The organism is Pseudomonas atagonensis (genome assembly GCF_011369485.1).
GTDB lineage: Bacteria > Pseudomonadota > Gammaproteobacteria > Pseudomonadales > Pseudomonadaceae > Aquipseudomonas > Aquipseudomonas atagonensis.
The window spans coordinates 521,969-542,819 of record NZ_VXCA01000025.1; the positions used below are offsets into that span (position 1 = coordinate 521,969).

The 20,851-nt window shown below is 60.4% G+C and carries 18 protein-coding genes; 11 read left to right on the top strand and 7 right to left on the bottom strand.

Going from position 1 to position 20,851, the window contains the following annotated elements:
* Positions 1-402 (bottom strand): GFA family protein, encoded by a 402-nt coding sequence (locus F2P67_RS17970; RefSeq protein ID WP_166222129.1) that lies wholly within the window; start codon positions 400-402, stop codon positions 1-3.
* Positions 403-725: 323 nt separating this feature from the next.
* Between F2P67_RS17970 and F2P67_RS17975 the strand changes: the two genes are divergently transcribed.
* From F2P67_RS17975 to F2P67_RS18015, 9 genes are all read left to right on the top strand, one after another.
* The gene (locus tag F2P67_RS17975) at positions 726-2,033 is read left to right on the top strand and encodes a CitMHS family transporter (RefSeq protein ID WP_166222131.1); all 1,308 of its coding nucleotides are present in this window, start codon (positions 726-728) and stop codon (positions 2,031-2,033) included.
* Between the two features lie 70 nt (positions 2,034-2,103).
* Complete coding sequence (locus F2P67_RS17980; protein WP_166222133.1) at positions 2,104-2,871, top strand: TerC family protein; 768 nt, start codon at positions 2,104-2,106, stop codon at positions 2,869-2,871.
* A 213-nt stretch (positions 2,872-3,084) separates the two neighbouring features.
* Entirely contained in the window at positions 3,085-4,743 is a 1,659-nt protein-coding gene (locus F2P67_RS17985) for a Na/Pi cotransporter family protein (RefSeq protein WP_166222135.1), read from the top strand.
* Positions 4,744-4,912: 169 nt separating this feature from the next.
* A complete protein-coding gene (locus F2P67_RS17990) occupies positions 4,913-6,307 on the top strand; it encodes a M16 family metallopeptidase (protein WP_166222137.1) in 1,395 nt (464 codons plus the stop codon).
* A 232-nt stretch (positions 6,308-6,539) separates the two neighbouring features.
* Positions 6,540-7,568 carry a DUF5924 family protein gene (locus F2P67_RS17995; RefSeq protein ID WP_166222139.1) on the top strand — a complete coding sequence of 343 codons (1,029 nt, stop codon included), beginning with the start codon at positions 6,540-6,542 and terminating at the stop codon, positions 7,566-7,568.
* 54 nt (positions 7,569-7,622) lie between these two features.
* Positions 7,623-8,771 carry an ABC transporter permease gene (locus tag F2P67_RS18000; RefSeq protein WP_166222140.1) on the top strand — a complete coding sequence of 383 codons (1,149 nt, stop codon included), beginning with the start codon at positions 7,623-7,625 and terminating at the stop codon, positions 8,769-8,771.
* Positions 8,768-9,571, top strand: coding sequence for an ATP-binding cassette domain-containing protein (locus F2P67_RS18005; protein ID WP_166222142.1), 804 nt, complete (start codon positions 8,768-8,770; stop codon positions 9,569-9,571). The genes F2P67_RS18000 and F2P67_RS18005 overlap by 4 nt, the downstream gene beginning before the upstream one ends.
* A gap of 1 nt (position 9,572) precedes the next feature.
* Positions 9,573-10,511 carry an MlaD family protein gene (locus F2P67_RS18010; RefSeq protein WP_166222144.1) on the top strand — a complete coding sequence of 313 codons (939 nt, stop codon included), beginning with the start codon at positions 9,573-9,575 and terminating at the stop codon, positions 10,509-10,511.
* Positions 10,508-11,131 carry an ABC-type transport auxiliary lipoprotein family protein gene (locus F2P67_RS18015; protein WP_166222146.1) on the top strand — a complete coding sequence of 208 codons (624 nt, stop codon included), beginning with the start codon at positions 10,508-10,510 and terminating at the stop codon, positions 11,129-11,131. The genes F2P67_RS18010 and F2P67_RS18015 overlap by 4 nt, the downstream gene beginning before the upstream one ends.
* A 118-nt stretch (positions 11,132-11,249) precedes the next feature.
* Here F2P67_RS18015 and F2P67_RS18020 read toward each other — a convergent pair whose 3' ends face one another.
* The 5 genes from F2P67_RS18020 to F2P67_RS18040 form a co-directional block, all read right to left on the bottom strand.
* On the bottom strand, positions 11,250-12,479 hold the full coding sequence (locus tag F2P67_RS18020; RefSeq protein ID WP_166222148.1) for a nucleoside recognition domain-containing protein: 1,230 nt from the start codon (positions 12,477-12,479) through the stop codon (positions 11,250-11,252).
* A 102-nt stretch (positions 12,480-12,581) separates the two neighbouring features.
* Positions 12,582-13,913, bottom strand: a complete 1,332-nt coding sequence (gene gltP, locus F2P67_RS18025; RefSeq protein ID WP_166222150.1) for a glutamate/aspartate:proton symporter GltP — start codon at positions 13,911-13,913, stop codon at positions 12,582-12,584.
* A gap of 701 nt (positions 13,914-14,614) precedes the next feature.
* A complete protein-coding gene (locus F2P67_RS18030; protein WP_166222152.1) occupies positions 14,615-15,079 on the bottom strand; it encodes an inhibitor of vertebrate lysozyme family protein in 465 nt (154 codons plus the stop codon).
* 2 nt (positions 15,080-15,081) lie between these two features.
* Positions 15,082-15,246, bottom strand: a complete 165-nt coding sequence (locus tag F2P67_RS18035; protein ID WP_003177151.1) for a DUF1328 domain-containing protein — start codon at positions 15,244-15,246, stop codon at positions 15,082-15,084.
* A 73-nt stretch (positions 15,247-15,319) separates the two neighbouring features.
* Positions 15,320-15,604, bottom strand: a complete 285-nt coding sequence (locus F2P67_RS18040) for a hypothetical protein (RefSeq protein ID WP_166222154.1) — start codon at positions 15,602-15,604, stop codon at positions 15,320-15,322.
* A 427-nt stretch (positions 15,605-16,031) separates the two neighbouring features.
* On the opposite strand from F2P67_RS18040, the gene algB reads away from it, so the two are divergent.
* Both algB and F2P67_RS18050 read left to right on the top strand, forming a co-directional pair.
* Positions 16,032-17,378, top strand: coding sequence for a sigma-54-dependent response regulator transcription factor AlgB (algB, locus tag F2P67_RS18045; protein WP_025112294.1), 1,347 nt, complete (start codon positions 16,032-16,034; stop codon positions 17,376-17,378).
* Positions 17,379-17,388: 10 nt separating this feature from the next.
* Positions 17,389-19,179, top strand: coding sequence for a KinB sensor domain-containing domain (locus tag F2P67_RS18050; protein WP_166222156.1), 1,791 nt, complete (start codon positions 17,389-17,391; stop codon positions 19,177-19,179).
* On the opposite strand, the gene F2P67_RS18055 is transcribed toward F2P67_RS18050, so the two are convergent.
* Positions 19,176-20,789: an EAL domain-containing protein gene (locus F2P67_RS18055; RefSeq protein ID WP_178120941.1), complete on the bottom strand. Its 1,614-nt coding sequence runs from the start codon at positions 20,787-20,789 to the stop codon at positions 19,176-19,178. The genes F2P67_RS18050 and F2P67_RS18055 overlap by 4 nt on opposite strands.
* Between the last annotated feature and the right edge of the window lie 62 nt (positions 20,790-20,851).

Below are 20,851 nucleotides of genomic sequence, written 5' to 3' on the forward strand. Positions count from 1 at the left end.
CTAAAGAGTCTCTTCGGGCTCGCCCGGCAGATGCTCGTCCAGATGCAGCCAGGGCAACTGGCTGTCGGTCCAGATGTGCCGCTCGGCCGACGCCTGTTCTGGCTGATCGAGCGTGGCAATGGTCACATCGATGCTCTCAGGGCTGAGCAACGTTATCAGCGCCAGTTGCGCGCCGCAGCGCGGGCAGAAGAACCGTGCGCAACTGCTCGACGAGTCATAGCGCGACGGTGTGCCCGCCAGCCACTGGAAATTCGCCGCCGGCACGGTGATCCATGTGGTGACGATACCGCCGCTGACCTTGCGACAGATCGAACAATGGCAGTGCGCGATGTCCTGCAATGCACCGCTGAACTGATAACGAATGTGTCCGCAATGGCAGCCGCCGCTGTGCAATTCGCTCATTTCATCCGCTCCTCATCCCGTAAATATTGACTCGGATCGCGCCCGACGACCGGTTGACCATTCATTCAACGCTTTCACTCAGCGAAAGGTAGCTGAAAGCTTCCCCGATTAGGATCGCCTCCACTTCCGGCAACAGACCGGTTGGCCAACGCGTGTGATCGCTCGCACGACAGGCCCAATTAACAACAACAATGGTGATTCTGATGTCCTCTGCAACCCGCCTCCTCGCTGCAACTCCGCCCGTACGCCTCGTGCTTCCCGTTCTGCGCTGATCCCGCCCGATCCGCTCACTTACCTAGCCGCGCTACGCCTGGAGTATTCCCATGCTGACTTTCCTTGGCTTTGCCATGGTCATCACGTTCATGTTCCTGATCATGACCAAGCGCCTGTCCGCGCTGATCGCTCTGATCATCATCCCGATCCTGTTCGCCCTGTTCGGTGGCTTCGCCCCGAAGATCGGCCCGATGATGCTCGAAGGTATTACCAAACTCGCGCCGACCGGCGTGATGTTGATGTTCGCCATTTTGTACTTTGCGTTGATGATCGACTCCGGCCTGTTCGACCCGGCCGTGCGCAAGATCCTCAAACTGGTCAAGGGCGATCCGCTGAAAGTTTCGGTCGGCACCGCCGTACTGGCGCTCGTCGTTTCCCTCGATGGTGACGGCGCGACCACTTACATGATCTGCGTGGCCGCGATGCTGCCGCTGTACAGCCGCATCGGCATGAGCCCGCGAATCATGGCCGGTCTGATCATTCTCGCCGGTGGCGTGATGAACATGACCCCATGGGGCGGGCCGACCGCCCGTGCCGCCAGTGCACTGCACGTGGACCCGTCGGACATCTTCGTGCCGATGATTCCGGCCATGGCGGCAGGTGTCGTGGCGATCCTGGTCATCGCCTACTTCTACGGCAAACGTGAGCGTGCGCGTCTGGGTGAACTGCACCTGATCGGCGACGAAATCGATCACAGCGAAATCAGCGTGTCGCAATTCCCGGACGCCCGTCGTCCGAAGCTGATCTGGTTCAACGGTCTGTTGACCCTGGTGTTGATGTGCACCCTGATCGCCGGCCTGTTGCCGCTGCCGGTGCTGTTCATGGTGGCGTTCAGTATTGCCATGATCGTCAACTACCCTTGCCTGCAAATGCAGAAGGATCGCGTCGCGGCCCACGCCGGCAGCGTGCTGTCGGTGGTCAGTCTGATTTTCGCTGCAGGCATCTTCACCGGTATCCTGTCCGGAACCGGCATGGTCGACGCCATGTCGAAAAGTCTGCTGGCAGTGATTCCGGACTTCCTCGGCCCGTACCTGGCGGTGATCACGGCGTTGGTGAGCATGCCGTTCACGTTCTTCATGTCGAACGACGCGTTCTACTACGGCGTGTTGCCGGTGCTCTCCGAAGCGGCCAGCCATTACGGCATCACTGCGGTGGAAATGGCGCGTGCCTCGATCGTCGGTCAGCCCGTCCACCTGCTGAGCCCGCTGGTGCCGTCGACGTACCTGCTGGTGGCGCTGGCCGGTATCGAGTTCGGCGATCACCAGCGTTTCACCCTGAAGTGGGCAGTGCTGGTCTGCCTGTGCATACTGGTGGCCGCTTTGCTGCTGGGGACTTTCCCGCTGTTCAGCACTTTGTAACGGCATCAACTCACCATCACGCCAGCTACTTGCTGGCGTCTTGGTTTAACACTCGCTCAAAGGAATACACATGGAATGGCTGACCAACCCTGAAATCTGGGTTGCCTTCTTTACTCTGACCGCCCTGGAAATCGTTCTGGGCATCGATAACATCATCATGATTTCGATCCTGGTCAGCCGCATGCCCAAACACATGCAGCAGCGCACCCGGATCTTCGGTCTTGGCCTGGCCATGATCACGCGGATCCTGTTGCTGCTGTCGATCACCTGGGTCATGCGCCTCACGGCCGACCTCTTCGAAGTCTTTGGCCAAGGCATTTCCGGTCGCGACCTGATCCTGTTCTTCGGTGGTCTGTTCCTGCTGTGGAAAAGCTCGCAAGAGATGTACCACGCGCTGGAAGGCGAAGACGAAAGCGACGACGCGCCTTCGGGCAAGGGCGGCAACTTCCTCTACACCATCATCCAGATTGCGATCATCGACATCGTCTTCTCGCTGGACTCGGTGATCACTGCGGTGGGCATGGTTTCCCACGTGCCAGTGATGGTCGCGGCAATCATCGTCGCGGTTTTGGTGATGATGCTGGCCTCGGGCAAGATCAGCGAGTTCATCGACAAGCATCCGTCGCTGAAAATGCTCGCACTGTCGTTCCTGCTGGTGGTCGGCACCGTGCTGATTGCCGAAGCCTTCGACGTGCATGTACCGAAAGGCTACGTCTACTTCGCCATGGGCTTCTCGCTGGCGGTCGAAGCCATCAACATCAAGATGCGCGGCGCGATTGCACGCAAGAAGAAACAGCAGGATCCGGTAAAACTGCGCAAGGATGTTCCGGGTCAGTGACCCGAACGCTGCGTAACGATCAAAGGGCCTTCGGGCCCTTTTTTCATGGCTGCATGAAGCTGTTTTCATGACGCTTTTGTTTCAATCGATACTTTAGCTGTGCAATGCTGGCGCCCAGACCGTTCGCCAACTACAGCTTAAGTATCAGAACGTAGAAACCGCGCGGTACCGTCAACTTGCCCCTCTGGGGCGCTGCAACTACAGGGGGTCTGCATGCTCACCCTGCTCAATCTGCTTTCCGCCGTCGCCCTGCTGATCTGGGGCACGCACATCGTTCGCACCGGGATCCTGCGGGTCTACGGCACCAATCTGCGCCACGTGATCGGCCAGAACATGTCCAAACGCTGGCTCGCCTTTATCGCCGGCATCCTTGTCACGGCGATGGTGCAGAGCAGCAACGCCACGGCCATGCTCGTGACTTCATTTGTCGGCCAGGGCCTGATGGCGCTGACCCCGGCGCTGGCAACCATGCTCGGCGCCGATGTCGGCACGGCGCTGATGGCGCGGGTGCTGACGTTTGACTTGTCTTGGCTGTCGCCGCTGCTGATTTTCCTCGGGGTGATTTTCTTTCTGTCGCGCAAACAGACGCGGCTCGGGCAAATGGGCCGGGTATCGATTGGTCTGGGGCTGATCATTCTTGCGCTGCAACTGATCGTCGAGGCCGCTGCACCGATCACCCACGCACAGGGCGTGAAAGTGATTTTCGCCTCGCTGACCGGCGACATCCTCCTCGACGCCCTGGTCGGCGCGTTGTTCGCGATGATTTCCTACTCCAGCCTCGCCGCCGTGTTGCTTACCGCGACGCTGGCCGGGGCCAGTGTAATCAGCCTGCCGGTGGCGATCGGGCTGGTGATCGGCGCCAACATCGGCAGCGGCGTGCTGGCGTTCATGAGCACCAGCATGCAGAACGCCGCCGGCCGGCAAGTGGCGCTGGGCAGCCTGTTGTACAAACTGATTGGCCTGCTGCTGATCATTCCGGTACTAGACCCGCTGGTGCACTGGATCGACAGCCTCGACTTCAGCCCCCAGGAAATGGTCATCGGCTTTCACCTGCTCTACAACACCGCACGCTGCCTGATTCTGTTGCCTTCGGTGGCGCCGATGGCGCGACTGTGTGCGTGGTTGCTGCCAGAGCGGCCGGAGGTCAACGGCACCGCCAAACCGCGTCACCTCGATGCGACCGCGTTGGTCACGCCGAGCCTGGCACTGGCCAACGCCGCACGGGAAACCCTGCGCATGGGCGACCTGCTCGACAACATGCTCGACGCCACCCTCGACGTGCTGCGCGGCAAGCAGACCGCCGTTACCCAGGAAATGCGCCGGCTGACCGATGACATCGAATCGCTGTACAGCGCAATCAAGCTGTATCTGGCGCAAATGCCCCGCGAAGACCTCGGCGAGCAGGACAGTCGGCGCTGGGCCGAGATCATCGAACTGGCGATCAACCTGAAACTGGCCAGCGATCTGATCGAACGCATGCTGCGCAAGATCCAGCAGCAGAAGACCTCCCAGCGCCGATCGTTTTCCGAGGATGGCCTGGAAGAACTGGCCGGGTTGCATCAGCAACTGATCGCCAATTTGCGCCTGGGGCTGTCGGTGTTTCTCAGCGGCGATAAGGAAAGCGCCCGGCAATTGCTCCGTGAAAAACGTCGCTTTCGCGCACAGGAACGCCGTTTGGCCCATGCGCACGTCAGCCGTTTGCAACGTAAGATCGTGCAGAGTATCGAGACCAGTTCGCTGCACCTGGAGTTGATTGCGGACATGAAGCGGCTGAACTCGCTGTTTTGCAGCAGCGCGTACGTGGTGCTGGAAACCACGGACACCGGCGCGCTGGCGGCGGATGATATTGCCGACATCACGCATTCGCCTTGAACGTCTGCGGCTCGGTTTAGTCAGTTACATTGATTCACCTTTCAGGCCGCTATCGCGAGCAGGCTCACTCCTACAGGGGGACGCATTCCAAATGTAGGAGTGAGCCTGCTCGCGATGGGACCCCTGACTGACGACACGGATCTCCAATTCAGCCGTATGGAAGCCTGTTATGCGTTGCCTGTTGTTCGCCTGTCTGTTGCTCGGTTCCCTGCCCGCCTTCGCGCTGGATCGTTTCCAGGTCGAAGGTTATGCGCTGCCCAACGGTTTGCAGTTGCTGCTCAAACCCGGCACCGAGCGTGGGCATGTGGCGATCCGGCTGGTGGTCGGCGTTGGCCTCGACGATTTTGACTGCGACGAAAAAGAGCTGCCGCACCTGCTGGAGCATCTGCTGTTCAGCGGCATCGACGCCACTGGCGAAGGGGGTCTTGAAGAGCGCATGCAGGCATTGGGCGGTGACTGGAACGCCTTCACCAGCAACGCCGACACCACGTTCGTCATCGAGGCGCCGGCGAAAAACCAGCGCAAGGTCCTCGACTTGCTGCTCGACCTGCTGACGCAAACGCGCATCGACGACAACGCGATCAACGCCGCCAAACGTGTGGTCGAGCGTGAGGACGGCGGCCACTACACGCGTTTGCAGCGCTTTCTCGACCGCCAGGACCTCGGTCACACGGCGAGTAATCAACTCGCCGTCGAGCTGGGCCTGAAATGCCCGCAGCGCGCCGAGGTCGGCCCTCTGACCCAGGCGCAACTGGAGAAGGTGCGCAAGGCCTGGTACGCGCCGAACAACATGACCCTGATCGTTGTCGGTGAGCTGGACAAACTGCTGCCGGCCTATCTGGAACGCACGTGGGGCGCGCTCGAAGCGGTTGATCCGAGCGAACACCGACCGCTGCCGGACATTCGCACCAGTGCCGCCCATGAGCGCACCCTCACCCGCGGTTTTATCGGCGACAGCGCCAAGTTGCACTGGCTGGTGCCGGAACCGGTACTGGATGATCAGTACGACGAGACCTTCGACATCCTCAAGGACTACCTCGACTGGGCGTTGTACCGGCAGATCCGCCTGAACCACGGCTTGTCCTACGGGCCGTGGGCCGAGCGTGAAGTGTTTGGCGGGGTCGGTTTCATGAGTCTGAATGCCGACCTGGATCGCGATGACGTCGACGAAGCCATTCAAGTGCTGGAAGACCTCAAGGCCGACCTGCTGAAAAACGGCCTCGACGCCGAGACCTTCGCTCGCATCAAACAGGCTGCCATCGCCCATCAGGCCTGGGCCGTGCAAGGCAACAGCGCGCTGGCCGATTATTACTGGAGTGCGCTGGGCGATTACGAGGATGGTCGCTTTGCCAATCCGGCGCGGGAGCTGCAAGGCGTGACGCTGGAGACGGCGAACAAGGCCATGCGCGAGTTGCTGCTGCAACCGGGGTATCTGCGGATCGAGAAACCGTTGATCAGTGATGATCAGGTGTTGTGGCTGAGTGCGGGTGGGCTGGGTGTGGTGTTGCTGGCGCTGATTGGCTGGCGTGTGCATCAACGTCGTAAACACAAATCCCGAGAGTGACCACAATAGTCGGTGGTGAGTGAGATCTTGTGGCGAGGGGATTTAGCGAAACGTCGCACCGCCCCGTTCGGCGGCGCAGCCGTCGTAAATCCTGCGAATACGTTTTGTCTGGATGAATCGAGTTGCCGGGTTTGGCTGCTTCGCAGCCCAACGGGGATAAATCCCCTCGCCACAGGGGCCCGGCGGCGTTAACCTTTCGGGGTTTTTTCCTACAGCGTTGTGAACCGCCCAAATGCCGAAAATACAGCTCCTGATCCAGCGCATTCTCGAACTGATGAAGCGCTATCCCGGGGTCATTGCGCTTGGCGGTTTCATCTCCGGGGTCGGCAGTTTCATTTTGGTCGACCGCCAGCAAGGTCTGGCGAGCTGGATCACCATCATCATGCTGCTCAGCTGGATCTGGCTGATGCTGGAAAACACCCTGACCGGCCTGTTCACCCGCGTGTTCAAAAGGGAAATCCCCCAGCCGCTGCTGCGTTACGCGACGCAGATGATCCACCAGGAAAGCCTGTTTTTCGTCCTGCCGTTCTTCTTCATCACCACGACGTGGAACAGCGGCCAGTTGATTTTCACCGGCCTGCTCAGCGTCGCCGCCCTGATCTCGATCGTCGATCCGCTCTATTACAAATGGCTGGCGCCCCGGCGCTGGGCGTTTCTCGCGCTGCACACCCTGACCCTGTTCGCCGCTCTGCTCACCGCGCTGCCGGTGATCATGCACCTGACCACCTCGCAGAGCTTCAAGTGGGCGCTGGGCATCGCCGTGTTGTTGTCGTTCCCGAGCCTGGCGTCGATCTTCCCGATTCGCACGCTGCGCAATGCACTGGCGATTCTGTGCATCACTGTCGGCATCGGTGGCGTCGGTTGGGCGTTGCGTTCGTGGGTCCCGCCGGCGACGTTGTGGATGACCGACGTGGCGATCAGTACGCAAATGCAGGACCGCACCCCCGGCGCCAGCCTCGATACGGTCAGCGCCGAGCAGATCCGCAACGGCGGGCTCTACGCCTACACCGCGATCAATGCGCCGCGCGGCCTCGATGAGCGGATTTATCACGTCTGGCAGTTCAACGGCAAAGAGGTCGACCGCATCGCGCTCGACATCCACGGCGGACGCAAGGAAGGCTACCGGGCGTGGACGCACAAGCAGAACTTCCCCGCCAACCCGGCGGGCAAATGGCAGGTACGGGTGCTGACCGAGGATGGCCAGGTGATCGGCGTGCTGCGTTTCGAAGTTCCGGACAGCACAGCGATCAAAGAAAAGTAAGCGGGTTCGTGCTATTACGTAGGTTCGCGATATAGCCGAACAAGCACGGAGCTTATGACCAGCAGCTCGATCACCGGCAGTGCCCGACTGGACACCTCGATCACCCCTGCCCGCCTGCGGGTCAGCGGGGACTGGACGCTCGCCCATTACGCCGAACTCAAGCAACTGACCGAAAACCTCCACGGCCAGTATGACGTCAACACCACCGTCGACCTCAACAGCCTCGGTGCCCTCGACACCGCTGGCGCGTCATTGCTGGTGGAGCTGCTCGGTTCCGATCGCCTCGGCAAATCCGCCGAACACCCCGATTGTACGATTTCCCAGGCCGACCGCGCGCTGCTGCAAACCGTCTATCAATCGATGACTGATTTCTGCGTGCCGATCAAAGAGCCGGAAGTCAGCGTCAGCGTGCAACTGCTGACGCGCATCGGCCGCGCCGTCGATACGGTCTGGCAAGACACCCTGCAGGTGCTGGGTTTCATCGGTTTGATCCTCGAAACCATCGCCCGTGGCTTGTTCCGGCCCAAGCGCTGGCGGCTCACGCCGATGATTGCCCACATCGAACAGACCGGCCTCGATGCCGCACCGATTGTGGCGTTGCTGACCTTTCTGGTCGGCGCCGTGGTGGCGTTTCTCGGCGCCACCGTGCTCGCCAGTTTCGGCGCGACGATTTTCACCGTGGACCTGGTGGGATTCTCGTTTTTGCGGGAGTTTGGCGTGCTGCTGACCGCGATCCTGATGGCCGGGCGTACCGCCAGTGCCTTCACCGCGCAGATCGGCTCGATGAAGGCCAACGAAGAAATCGACGCGATTCGTACACTGGGCCTCGACCCCGTCGAGTTGCTGGTGGTACCTCGGGTGCTGGCGATGCTGGTGGCGCTGCCAATGCTGACGTTTCTGGCGATGCTCTGCGGGATCATTGGCGGCGGCGTGGTCTGCGCGGTGTCGCTGGGGATTTCGCCGGCGATGTTCCTCTCGGTGCTGCAAGCCGACATCGGCATTCAGCATTTTCTGGTGGGCCTGGTGAAGGCGCCGGTCTTCGCTTTCCTCATCGCGACGATTGGCTGTCTGGAAGGCTTCAAGGTCAGCGGCAGCGCCGAATCGGTCGGCGCCCACACTACCTCGGCGGTGGTGCAGTCGATTTTCGTGGTGATCGTGCTCGACGCGGTGGCCGCGCTGTTCTTCATGGAGATGGGCTGGTGAGTCGTCTACCTCGCGCGCCCTCGGAGGCGGTGATTGAAGTCCGTGGCCTGTGCAATCGCTTTGGCAGCCAGAGCGTGCACGAGAATCTGGATCTGGATTTGTACAAAGGCGAGATTCTCGCCGTGGTCGGGGGCTCCGGCAGCGGCAAGTCGGTGTTGCTGCGCAGCATCGTCGGCCTGCGCCGTCCCAGTGAGGGCGTGGTCAAAGTCTTCGGGCAGAACCTGCCGAGCCTGTCCGAGCACGAGCGTTCGCTGGTCGAACGGCGCTTCGGCGTGCTGTTCCAGAAAGGCGCGTTGTTCTCTTCGCTGACCGTCACCGAGAACGTCGCCCTGCCCCTCATCGAACACGCCGGCCTTAGCCGCGAGGACGCCGAACACCTGGCGGCAGTCAAACTGGCGCTGGCCGGGCTGCCGCTGTCGGCGGCGGACAAGTACCCGGCCTCGCTGTCCGGCGGCATGATCAAGCGTGCGGCGTTGGCGCGGGCGCTGGCGCTGGATCCGGACATTCTGTTTCTCGATGAGCCCACCGCCGGCCTCGATCCGATTGGCGCGGCGCAGTTCGACCAACTGATCCTGACCCTGCGCGATGCCTTGGGCCTGAGCGTGTTTCTGGTCACCCACGACCTCGACACGCTCTACACCATCACCGACCGCGTGGCGGTGCTGGCGCAGAAAAAAGTGCTGGTCGCCGGCCCCATCGACGTCGTTTCGGAAACGGATGACGCGTGGATTCACGAATACTTCCACGGTCCGCGCGGCCGCTCGGCGCTGGACGCCGCCAAATTGCTCAACGAGGTCTGACATGGAAACCCGAGCCCATCATGTGTTGATCGGCCTGTTCTCAGTGATTGTCGTGGCAGGCGCCCTGCTCTTCGGCCTGTGGCTGGCCAAGTCGAGCGTCGACACCGAGTTCAAGGATTACGAAATCGTCTTCAACGAGGCGGTCAGTGGTCTGTCCAAGGGCAGCCCGGTGCAGTACAGCGGCATCAAGGTCGGCGACGTGGTCAGTCTGCGCCTCGACCCTAAAGATCCCCGCCGGGTGCTGGCGCGAATTCGGCTGGGTGGCGACACGCCGGTCAAGGAAGACACCCAGGCCAAACTGGCGCTGGCCGGGATCACCGGAACGTCGATCATCCAGCTCAGCGGCGGCACGCCTGACAGCCCGCAACTCAAAGGGCACGACGGCAAGCTGCCGATCATCGTCGCCTCGCCCTCGCCCATTTCGCGGCTGCTCAATGACAGCAACGACTTGATGAGCGGGATCAGCTCTTTGCTGGGCAACGCCAATCAGATGTTCTCCGCCGAAAACGTCGAACGTGTAAGCAAGACCCTCGCTCACCTGGAACAAACTACCGGTACCATCAACGATCAACGCGGCGACATCAAGCAAGCCATGCAGCAACTGGCGAGTGTCGGCAAACAGGCCGGGAGTATGCTCGAACAGACCTCGGCATTGATGCGTAATGCCAACGGCCTGCTCAACGATCAGGGCAAACAAGCGCTGGGCAGCGCCGGGCAGGCGATGAAGTCGCTGGAACAGAGCAGCGCCACGATCAATGCCTTGCTGAGCAAGAATCAGAATTCCCTCGACAACGGCATGCAGGGTCTCAACGGTCTGGCCCCGGCGATTCGCGAATTGCGCGAAACCCTGACCTCGTTGCGCGCCATTTCCCAACGTCTGGAGGCCAACCCCAGCGGTTACCTGCTGGGCAGTGACAAGAACAAGGAGTTCACGCCATGAAGCTGACTCGCCTCGCCCTCCTCGCCGGTTTTGTGTTGATCAGTTCGTGTTCGATTCTGCCCAAGTCGGAACCGGCCGATGTCTATCGTCTGCCGATCACTCAGGCGCCTGCCTCGGCCGGCTCGGCGGCGGCTCAGCACTGGTCGCTGCGGTTGAATAAATTACAGGCCAGTGAAGCGTTGAACCGGCCGAATATCGCTGTCATTCCGCAAGGCGATGTGATCAGCAGCTACAAGGCCTCACGCTGGAGCGATCCGGCGCCGGTGCTGCTGCGCAACCGCTTGCTCGACGGCTTTGCCCGGGACGGTCGAGTGACGCTGCTGAGTACCGATGACAGCAACTTTGCCGCGGATCTTGAGCTGGGCGGGAATTTGCAGGCGTTTCAGACGGAGTATCAGGGCACGCAGGCCAGTGTCGTGGTGCGACTGGACGCGTTGATTGTGCGCGGCTACGACCAGCGGATTCTCGCCAGTCGACGCTTTGAAGAGCGTCAGCCGTTAAGCGATGTGCAGGTTCCGGCGGTGGTTGCAGGATTTGGTCAGGCCAGTGATCGGCTGACTGCGAAAGTTGTCGCATGGGCCGTCGATCAAGGCCAGAAACTCGCGCCACAGAACCCCTGATTCACCACAATCCCTGTAGTAGTGAGCCTGCTCGCGATAGCTGGGTGACAGTCACCGATGATAGTGGCTGATAGACCGCTATCGCGAGCAGGCTCACTCCTACAGCTTGATTTTGTGTTTAGCCGAAGAACCAGTAACACACGCCGATAGCACCCAAGACCCCGGCCAGTTCCGCCAACAGCGCACAGCCCACGGCATGCCGGGCGCGCTGAATGCCCACCGCGCCAAAATACACCGCGAGCACATAGAACGTCGTCTCGGTACTGCCTTGCACCGTCGCCGCGACCAGCGCCGGGAAGCTGTCGACGCCTGAGGTCTTCATGGTTTCAATCAACATCGCCCGCGCTGCGCTGCCGGAGAACGGTTTGACCATCGCCGTCGGCAACGCGTCGACGAACCGCGTGTCCCAACCTGCCCACTCGACCAGGTGACGAATGCCGTCCAGACCGAAGTCCAGTGCCCCTGAGGCGCGCAGCACGCCGACCGCACACAGCATCGCCACCAGGTACGGCAGCAGGTTTTTCGCCACATCGAAGCCTTCCTTGGCGCCTTCGACGAACGCTTCGTACACTTTTACCTTGCGTAGCGCGCCGATGATCAGAAACAGCATGATCAAGCCGAACAGCGTGAGATTGCCGAGGATCGACGATAATCCCGCCAGCGCGGTGGCCGACAGCGTGCCCAGCAACGCCATGAAAGCGCCGAGGGCGAGGGCGCCGGGAATCAGATACGCCAGCACCACCGGATCCCAGATGCGCAGGCGCTGCATGAACGCCACCGAGAGGAAGCCGACGATGGTCGAGCAACTGGTCGCCAGCAGAATCGGCAGGAACACCAGCGTCGGGTCCGGCGCGCCTTGCTGGGCGCGGTACATGAAGATCGTCACCGGCAGCAGGGTCAGCGACGAGGCGTTGAGCACCAGGAAAAGGATTTGTGCGTTGCTGGCGACCGTGGCGCTGGGGTTGAGCTCCTGCAGCGCTTTCATGGCTTTCAGGCCGATGGGCGTGGCGGCGTTGTCCAGGCCGAGGCCGTTGGCGGCGAAGTTCAGGGTGATCAGGCCGAGGGCAGGGTGACCGGGCGGGACTTCCGGCATCAGCCGCAGGAACAGCGGGCCGAGTACCTTGGCCAGCCATTCGACAATGCCGGCCTTCTCGGCAATGCGCAGGAAGCCCAGCCACAGGGTGAGGGTGCCGAACAACAGCACCATGACTTCGACCGAGAGCTTGGCCATGGCAAAAATGCTTTCCACCATCGCCGCGAAAATCCCGGCGTTGCCACCGATCAGCCACTGCGCCAGCGCCGACACGGCTGCCACGATGAAGAAGCCAAGCCACAGGCCATTAAGCATCAGTCAAATCCCCCGGAAGATGCGGCGAATGATAGCGGGGTCGCCAGAAACGACAAACCCCGGATTTCTCCGGGGTTTATCAGGGTGCCTTGCGGGCGGGGATCAGTTGTTGGAAACGTCACCGGCCGGCAGTTTTTCCTTGCTGCGCCAGTGCGGCAGTGAGTTCCAGTAGCGCTGGCCCTTGGCGTCGTCGTACATGCCTTCCCAGCGCGCGATAACCAGCACTGCCAGAGCGTTGCCGATCACGTTCAGCGCGGTACGCGCCATGTCCATGACGCGGTCGACACCGGCGATGAAGGCCAGGCCTTCCAGCGGAATGCCGACGCTGCCCAGAGTGGCCAGCAGCACCACGAAGGACACGCCCGGTACGCCGGCGATGCCTTTGGAGGTGACCATCAGGGTCAGCACCAGCAGCAGTTGCTGGCTGATCGACAGGTCGATGCCGTACAGCTGAGCGATGAAGATGGCGGCGATGGACTGGTACAGGGTCGAACCGTCGAGGTTGAACGAGTAACCGGTCGGCACCACGAAGCTGCAGATGGCTTTCGGTGCGCCGTAGGCTTCCATCTTCTCGATCACGCGCGGCAGCACGGTTTCGGACGAGGCGGTGGAGTAGGCCAGTACCAGCTCATCCTTGAAGATGCGCATCAGTTTGAACACCGAGAAGCCGAACATCTTGGCGATCAGACCCAGTACCACGAAGGCGAAGAAGGCGATGGCGAAGTAAACCAGGATCACCAGTTTTGCCAGCGGCAGCAGGGAAGCGAAGCCGAAGTTGGCGACGGTCACCGCGATCAGGGCGAATACACCGATAGGGGCGTAGTTCATGATCATGTGGGTGACTTTGAACATGCTTTCCGAGACGCCCTGGAACATCTTCACCAGCGGCTCGCGCAGGTCCGACTGCAGGCTCGACAGACCGAGGCCGAACAGCACGGAGAAGAAGATGATCGGCAGCATTTCGCCGCGAGCCATGGCCGCGAAGATGTTCGACGGGATCAGGTTGAGGATGGTCTCGATGAACGCGTGTTCATGCTGCACTTCGGCGGCGGTCGCCTGGTACTTGGAGATGTCCACGGTGCCCAGGGTGCTCATGTCGATGCCGGCACCCGGGTGGAACAGGTTGGCCAGCAGCAGGCCGACGACGATGGCGATGGTGGTGACGATTTCGAAATAGATGATCGTCTTCAGGCCGATACGCCCCAGCTTCTTGGCGTCGCCCACGCCGGCAATGCCGACGATCAGGGAAGAGATGACGATCGGGATCACGATCATTTTGATCAGACGGATAAAGATATCGCCTGCCGGTTGCAGGACGTTGCTGATCCACCAGGCCTTCTCGGCACTGAAATGGTTGAGCAACGCACCAATTGCAATCCCCAATACCAGACCGATGAGGATCTGCCAGGCGAGGCTAAGCTTTGCCTTCTTCATTATCTTTACCCTTACTTGCGTTTGACTCAGGCACATGCAGGAACTGGAACGCTCTTTAGCGGAAAAGTTTGTGCATCTGCCTCCGTATAAGGTGCCCCGAAGCGCGTGTTTACGGCTCTCCGGCAGGCGAAAAAAGGCGCAACTATTCCGATGCAAGGTTGCGCCGTCTAATGCCGTAAACGCCTACCCTATGCCGAATCGGCATGAGCTTTTTTAATTGAAACTGGCGTCCCAACCGGTTCGATTGCGACATTTCAGCCGGCATAAGTGCCGTGAACCGGCCATTACAGCGTAGGTTGGTTATTTTTTGAACGAAAAAAATCGACGTAAATTTGAGGAAAAAGCCTACGCAGGAAGACTAGAAGTCCTACTGTTTAAAAGGTCTCTTTCTCGATATACGGTCGCCCGGAAACACCGCGAAATGTTTTCGCGCGCAGTGTGAGCGATAAAAAGAGGAGCGGAGCGCTCTGGATCAATGTTTTGACGTTGAGCAAAGCTCAGCGCAAGTCCGTCGAACCGCTGAGGGTCGGCGAACCTGCGACGCAGCTTTTACCCTGACCCGGCCCTTTCGCAGGCACTCCCTGTACCCGTAGGTCACTCCGACCCTGCAACAGTCAGAACATCCCGGCCCCCTGGTCATGCGCCGGCCTTCCTCGGGTGGGCGCAATAAAGAGCAGCGGGGGGCTGCTCTTATGTTCGAATCAATACCAATTCGGATCTTTCTTCAGGGTTTCCATCAGAAGATCCTGCATGCCCTGATCGGGTTTGCCGAGGAAGCGGTACGTGGCATGTCGCGTCGGCGACTTGTCGGCCGGCAGTCCTTCGGGCACATCGACGAGCATGGCGTAAGCGTCTTTCTTGTCGAAACTGAACGCGACGATCAAGCGGTGATTGAGGCACTTGTCCTGCGACTCGCAGAGCGGTCCCACCAGATACTTGTCGCCATCTTCGGTCACGGCATTCATCTGTTGGTCAGGCGTCCCGGAGAGGTTCATCACCCATTCCGGCAAGCGTTCTTCCTTCTTCACCACGCCTTCCCAGGTTTCCCTGTACTGCGGGTCGGAACTCAACAGTTCGTTGACCCGCGTCTGGCCGTCATTGGCCGCTATCGCCATGGCACTACCGCCCAGAAGCAGGGCGGCTGCCAGTGTCTTTAAAGCACTCATCGTTAACCTCGGCCGCGACGGCCAAAGAAGAAGGATGCGATGAACATCACCAGGAACACGACAAAGAGAATCTTGGCGATACCCGTGGCGGTGCCCGCGATACCACCGAAGCCCAGTACTGCAGCGATGATGGCAATGATCAAGAATGTAATTGCCCAGCTCAACATGGTGATTCTCCTTACTTCTCTATTTAGGGGTGTTGCGTGTTCCGGCGCATCGCGCCCGAATCCGTTAAATCCATCAGAAGACCCAGCGCTCTTCCCGTGGCATTTCGTCCAGAGGTTGCGCCTGATCGACGTCCATCATGCGCATCGAGGCGCTTTCCGCCTGGCTGCTGCTGACGGCGCTGAAGTGCTTCTGCGTGCTGTGCTGGATCGAGATCAGCGGCTCAGGCTTCTGGCTGTTTTCCCAGCTCAGGTATTGCTGGCACACGATCAGGGTGATCAACAGCGCCAGTACGCCAAACAGACCTTGCTGAAGGTGCATTGGCGAGATACGCATTTGGGCGGCACTTGGGCGAGTCATCCTGGGTTCCTCACTCTTATTCGGTTGGGGCAGTGCTGATCTGCCCGGGCTGAATGAGGTATTGCAGCCTGCATGCCAGTTTTTTATTTAAAAAATATCTATATAAATCAATGGCTTATAAGTGATGTAAAAATTGATCGCGACGCATCCTGCACGATGGGTCCATCGTGGTCGTGCGGATTGCACGATTATTTCGTAGGAGAATTCATTCTTAGGGAATTGAGAGCAGGGCGCGGATGTCAGAAAAGTAAGTGGGGAAACGCCCGCAAATCGTCAATTGTTTAAAAAATCAACAAAATCAACGGATTAGCCGTAAAGGCAGGAGAGAGCTACCCTCCTATGGCTGGCATCGTTCAGAATCAACCATGCAACTTGCCCGATTTTTCCGGGACTAACCCAAGACCAATCTTTATGGAGCGTAGGAAAAATGGAATCTGCCACTGAGCATCAAGGCCGCATTCTGCTGGTGGACGATGAATCCGCCATCCTGCGAACCTTCCGTTATTGCCTCGAAGACGAAGGCTATACGGTGGCCACTGCCAACAGCGCGGCTCAGGCCGACGCCCTGCTGCAACGTCAGGTCTTCGACCTGTGCTTCCTTGATCTGCGTCTGGGCGAAGACAACGGCCTCGATGTATTGGCGCAAATGCGCATTCAAGCGCCGTGGATGCGCGTAGTGATTGTCACCGCGCATTCGGCTGTTGATACCGCAGTCGACGCCATTCAGGCGGGCGCCGCCGACTATCTGGTCAAACCTTGCAGCCCTGATCAACTGCGCCTGGCCACCGCCAAGCAACTGGAAGTACGTCAGCTTTCGGCACGCCTTGAGGCGCTGGAAGGCGAGATCCGCAAGCCCAAGGATGGCCTCGATTCCCACAGCCCGGCGATGAAAGTCGTGCTGGAGACGGCCCGCCAGGTGGCGAGTACTGACGCCAACATTCTTATTCTCGGCGAGTCCGGCACTGGTAAAGGAGAGCTGGCCCGTGCCATTCACGGCTGGAGCAAGCGCGAGAAGAAATCCTGCGTGACGATCAACTGCCCGTCACTGACTGCCGAGCTGATGGAAAGCGAATTGTTCGGTCACAGTCGCGGTGCGTTTACCGGCGCCAGTGAAAGCACGCTGGGCCGAGTCAACCAGGCGGATGGCGGTACGCTGTTTCTCGACGAGATCGGCGATTTTCCCCTGACATTGCAACCCAAGTTGCTGCGTTTCATTCAGGACAAGGAATACGAGCGGGTAGGCGATCCGGTCACCCGCCGCGCTGATGTGCGCATTCTCGCTGCGACCAACCTCAACCTTGAAGACATGGTGCGTGACGGTCGTTTCCGTGAAGACCTGCTCTATCGCCTGAACGTCATCACCCTGCACTTGCCGCCATTGCGCGAGCGCGCCGAAGACATCCTGACCCTGGCCGACCGCTTCCTTGCCCGCTTCGTCAAAGAATATGCGCGGCCGGCGCGCGGTTTCAGCGACGAGGCTCGCGAGGCACTGCTCGGTTATCGCTGGCCGGGCAACATTCGTGAGCTGCGTAACGTGGTCGAACGGGCGAGCATCATCTGCCCGCAGGAACGGGTGGAAATCAGTCACCTGGGCATGGCCGAGCAACCGGCCAACAACGCGCCCCGAGTCGGTGCCGCGCTCAGCCTGGACGAGTTGGAAAAAGCCCACATCGGCGCCGTGCTCGCCACCGCCGGCACCCTCGATCAGGCGGCGAAAACCCTGGGCATCGACGCCTCGACCCTGTATCGCAAGCGCAAGCAGTACAACCTGTGAGCGCGCAGCGATGAAACTGGCGATGAAGTTGCGTACGCGCCTGTTCCTGAGCATTTCGGCGCTGATCACCGTGGCGCTGCTCGGGCTGTTGCTCGGGCTGGTCAGCGTGATGCAGATGGCCGGGACGCAGGAAGCGCTGGTGCGTAACAACTTCGTCACCCTCGACCTGGGCCTCAAGCTGCGGCAAACCCTCGGCGATCAACTGATCATCATGCTCGCGGAAAAGCCCGATCCGGTCGCGTTCGAAGCGTCCAGGCAGCATTACTTCGAATTGCTCGACGAGGGCATCGCCCAGGAACAGGAGGGCGATGGCCGACAGTACGGTTTCACTCAGGCCAAGGCCGATTACCTGAGTTTTCTGCAAGCCTTCGACCTGTCGCGCAACCCTTCCGAAGCGATGAGCAGCAACGCCGATTTCAGGGCGCGCTTCAACACCTTGCGCAATGGACTGATCACCGAACACAAACATGCTCTGGATAACATCAACGCGGTTCAGCACGACGCGCGTGATCGAGCGCTATTGGTCGCCGGGTTGCTGGGCCTGGTCGGACTGGCCGTACTGATCATCGGTTTTGTCACCGCCCATGGCATCGCTCGCCGCTTTGGCGCGCCGATCGAAGCGCTGGCGCACGCAGCGGACAACATCGGCCAAGGTAATTTCGAAGTGACCCTGCCGATTTCCTCGGCGGTGGAGATGAACCAACTGACCAAGCGTTTCGGGCTGATGGCCGAAGCATTGCGTGAGCATCAGGCAACCAACGTCGATGAGCTTCTGGCCGGGCAACAGCGCTTGCAAGCGGTGCTCGACAGCATCGACGACGGCCTGTTGATGATCGACCGTCAGGGCCATCTCGAACACCTCAACCCGGTGGCGCAGCGCCAATTGGGCTGGGAGGATGACCGCTTGGGTCAGGGGCTGGGCACTGCACTGGGCCGGCCCGAGCTGGACGCGCAACTGCAACTGGTTCTGCGTGGCGGCACGCTGGAGCGGGCGCCGGAAGATTTGAGCATCGAGGTCGATGGCGAATCGCGTCTGCTGACCTACAGCCTGACCCCTGTCAGCCACACTCAGGGCCATATCCTGGGCGCGGTGATGGTCTTGCACGATGTCACCGAACAACGCGCCTTCGAGCGCGTGCGCAGCGAGTTCGTGTTGCGCGCCTCCCATGAACTGCGCACGCCCGTGACGGGAATGCACATGGCCTTCGGCCTGTTCCGTGAGCGGGCGAAGTTTCCGGCGGAATCGCGTGAGGCCGACCTGCTCGACACCGTGAATGAAGAAATGCAGCGCCTGATGCAACTGATCAACGACCTGCTGAATTTCTCGCGCTACCAGAACGGTCTGCAGAAACTGACGCTGGCGCCGTGCTCCATCGAAGATCTGCTGGAACAGGCGCAACTGCGTTATGCCGACGCGGCGGCCGCCAAGGGCATCGAGCTGAGCGTCGAGTTGCAAGGGCCGCTGCCACGTTTGCAGGCGGATCAGCCGCAGCTCGAACGTGTCCTCGACAACCTGATCGACAATGCCCTGCGCCACACCGCCCGCGACGGCCAGATTCGCTTGCAGGCGCGACGGCATGGCGAGCGGGTGATCATCAGCGTCGAAGACAACGGCGAAGGCATTGCCTACGGTCAGCAGGGACGGATTTTCGAGCCGTTTGTGCAGGTCGGCCGCAAGAAGGGCGGCGCCGGACTGGGTCTGGCGCTGTGCAAGGAAATTGTCCAGTTGCATGGTGGGCGGATGGGCGTTTATTCACGGCCGGGGCAGGGGACGCAGTTCTATATGGCTCTTTCCATCTAGGCTTCGTCATCCATCCGGCGCCCAGCCAGCCTTCGGCCACGGGTGATCAGCTCGATGAACTGCACCGCACTCAGCGCATGGGCGAACAACCAGCCCTGACCGAACTTCACGCCTTCGCTGCTGAGCAGTTCGGCCTGGGATTCGAGCTCGATGCCTTCGGCAATCACCTTCAAATCCAGTGCTTGCGCCATGTGAATGATGTGTGGCGCCACGCCGCTGCTGGCGGCGTCGTGGCCGAGTGCGTCGATAAACGCCTTGTCGATCTTCAGGCAATCCACCGGCAGGGTCTGCAGGTAGGCGAGACTGCAATAGCCGGTGCCGAAATCATCGATCAGCACCTGATGGCCGACATCCCGTAAGGCTTGCAGGTTTTCCCGCGCGACCACCACATCAATCAAGCCGCGCTCAGTGACTTCGAAGGCAATCTGCCGCGCCGCGACTCGGTGCAGTGTCAGCAGGCGCGCCATGACCTGACCGATGCGCGGCACCATCACGTCGCAGGCTGCCAGGTTCACCGAAATGTACAGCTGCGGATTGGCTCGCAGCAATTGGCCCAATTGTTCCAGCAGACGCTGGATGACGAAGTCAGTCATCTGGCGGATCTGTCCGGTGTTCTCCGCCATGGGGATGAACAGGTCGGGGCTGGTCAGCGTGCCGTCCGGGCGACGCCAGCGCAGCAGGGCTTCGGCGCCGACGCAATTGCGGCTGTCGAGGTCGAAGATGGGCTGGTACAGCACCTGCAATTCGCCCCGGCGGATCGCGCCGTGCAATTCTGCGTCCAGTGATTGCCGCTGGCGTACCAGCAAAAACACCAGAAAACCGACGCACGCGCCGAGTAACAGGCACACCGGCAGCAGCCACCACCAGATGGCGGGTATGTGTGTGCCGGTGCGCGGGCTGATCAGCACCAGCTGATATTCCGGATTGTCGGTGGGCATGCGATAGATCAGTCGGGATTGGGTCACTTGCAAGGCGTCGCGGTTTTTCGGCGGCCAAGATTCAGTGGGCGGCCAATCCTGGGTGGTACCGAGCACCGGGATTGCCCGCGTACCGTGATCCAGCACCACCAACAGGCTGCTGCCTGTTGACAGGTCGACCATGTCGGTCAAATGTCCGCGTGACGTCGCCACCCGAAAATTGCCGCGCCCGAGCATCAGCGCTGCGCGGTTTTCATCGGGTTCAGTGGTGGTGTTGAGCCAGTAGCTGTAAGTCGGGCCTTTGATGTCCGGCGGGCGGACGACGGACAAGCCTTCCTGGCGCGGGCGGTTGGAGCAGATCCGCGTCGCGTCCATGTAGGCTGCTTCGTAGACGAAGCGGTAATTGAATGTGACCTGTTGCAGGGTCGCGATCATTTCATCGTCGCAGCTGCGCAACGGTTGTGCTTCGAGGTCATCGAGACTTTCGCGCAATTGCCCGAACAGTTGCTCGAGGCGAGCGAGGAAGCGCTCGCCCTGGGCATTCATTTCCTGACTTTCGCTTTGCTCCACCTGATGCATCGCGACGAACATTGCGCCGGCGATCAACAGGCTGGCACTGAGGACAGCCGCGATCATCGCCAAAAACCAGGGGCGATAAAACCAGCTACGCAGTGTCTCTCGGGTAGCAACCATCATGGAATATCCGAAGAATTACCAATGAGTTATAGCTGCTGATTACGAATTCGCTCTGACCG

Excerpts from the sequence above, each read along its gene's own strand:
- F2P67_RS17980 (WP_166222133.1), top strand. The coding sequence starts at position 2,104 with ATGGAATGGCTGACCAACCCTGAAATCTGGGTTGCCTTCTTTACTCTG.
- F2P67_RS18000 (WP_166222140.1), top strand. The coding sequence starts at position 7,623 with ATGACCAGCAGCTCGATCACCGGCAGTGCCCGACTGGACACCTCGATC.
- F2P67_RS18015 (WP_166222146.1), top strand. The coding sequence starts at position 10,508 with ATGAAGCTGACTCGCCTCGCCCTCCTCGCCGGTTTTGTGTTGATCAGT.
- F2P67_RS17995 (WP_166222139.1), top strand. The coding sequence starts at position 6,540 with ATGCCGAAAATACAGCTCCTGATCCAGCGCATTCTCGAACTGATGAAG.
- F2P67_RS18035 (WP_003177151.1), bottom strand. The coding sequence starts at position 15,246 with ATGTTGAGCTGGGCAATTACATTCTTGATCATTGCCATCATCGCTGCA.
- F2P67_RS17975 (WP_166222131.1), top strand. The coding sequence starts at position 726 with ATGCTGACTTTCCTTGGCTTTGCCATGGTCATCACGTTCATGTTCCTG.
- F2P67_RS17970 (WP_166222129.1), bottom strand. The coding sequence starts at position 402 with ATGAGCGAATTGCACAGCGGCGGCTGCCATTGCGGACACATTCGTTAT.
- gltP (WP_166222150.1), bottom strand. The coding sequence starts at position 13,913 with ATGAAGAAGGCAAAGCTTAGCCTCGCCTGGCAGATCCTCATCGGTCTG.
- F2P67_RS18020 (WP_166222148.1), bottom strand. The coding sequence starts at position 12,479 with ATGCTTAATGGCCTGTGGCTTGGCTTCTTCATCGTGGCAGCCGTGTCG.
- F2P67_RS18040 (WP_166222154.1), bottom strand. The coding sequence starts at position 15,604 with ATGACTCGCCCAAGTGCCGCCCAAATGCGTATCTCGCCAATGCACCTT.
- F2P67_RS17990 (WP_166222137.1), top strand. The coding sequence starts at position 4,913 with ATGCGTTGCCTGTTGTTCGCCTGTCTGTTGCTCGGTTCCCTGCCCGCC.
- F2P67_RS18050 (WP_166222156.1), top strand. The coding sequence starts at position 17,389 with ATGAAACTGGCGATGAAGTTGCGTACGCGCCTGTTCCTGAGCATTTCG.
- F2P67_RS18055 (WP_178120941.1), bottom strand. The coding sequence starts at position 20,789 with ATGGTTGCTACCCGAGAGACACTGCGTAGCTGGTTTTATCGCCCCTGG.
- F2P67_RS17985 (WP_166222135.1), top strand. The coding sequence starts at position 3,085 with ATGCTCACCCTGCTCAATCTGCTTTCCGCCGTCGCCCTGCTGATCTGG.
- F2P67_RS18010 (WP_166222144.1), top strand. The coding sequence starts at position 9,573 with ATGGAAACCCGAGCCCATCATGTGTTGATCGGCCTGTTCTCAGTGATT.
- algB (WP_025112294.1), top strand. The coding sequence starts at position 16,032 with ATGGAATCTGCCACTGAGCATCAAGGCCGCATTCTGCTGGTGGACGAT.
- F2P67_RS18030 (WP_166222152.1), bottom strand. The coding sequence starts at position 15,079 with ATGAGTGCTTTAAAGACACTGGCAGCCGCCCTGCTTCTGGGCGGTAGT.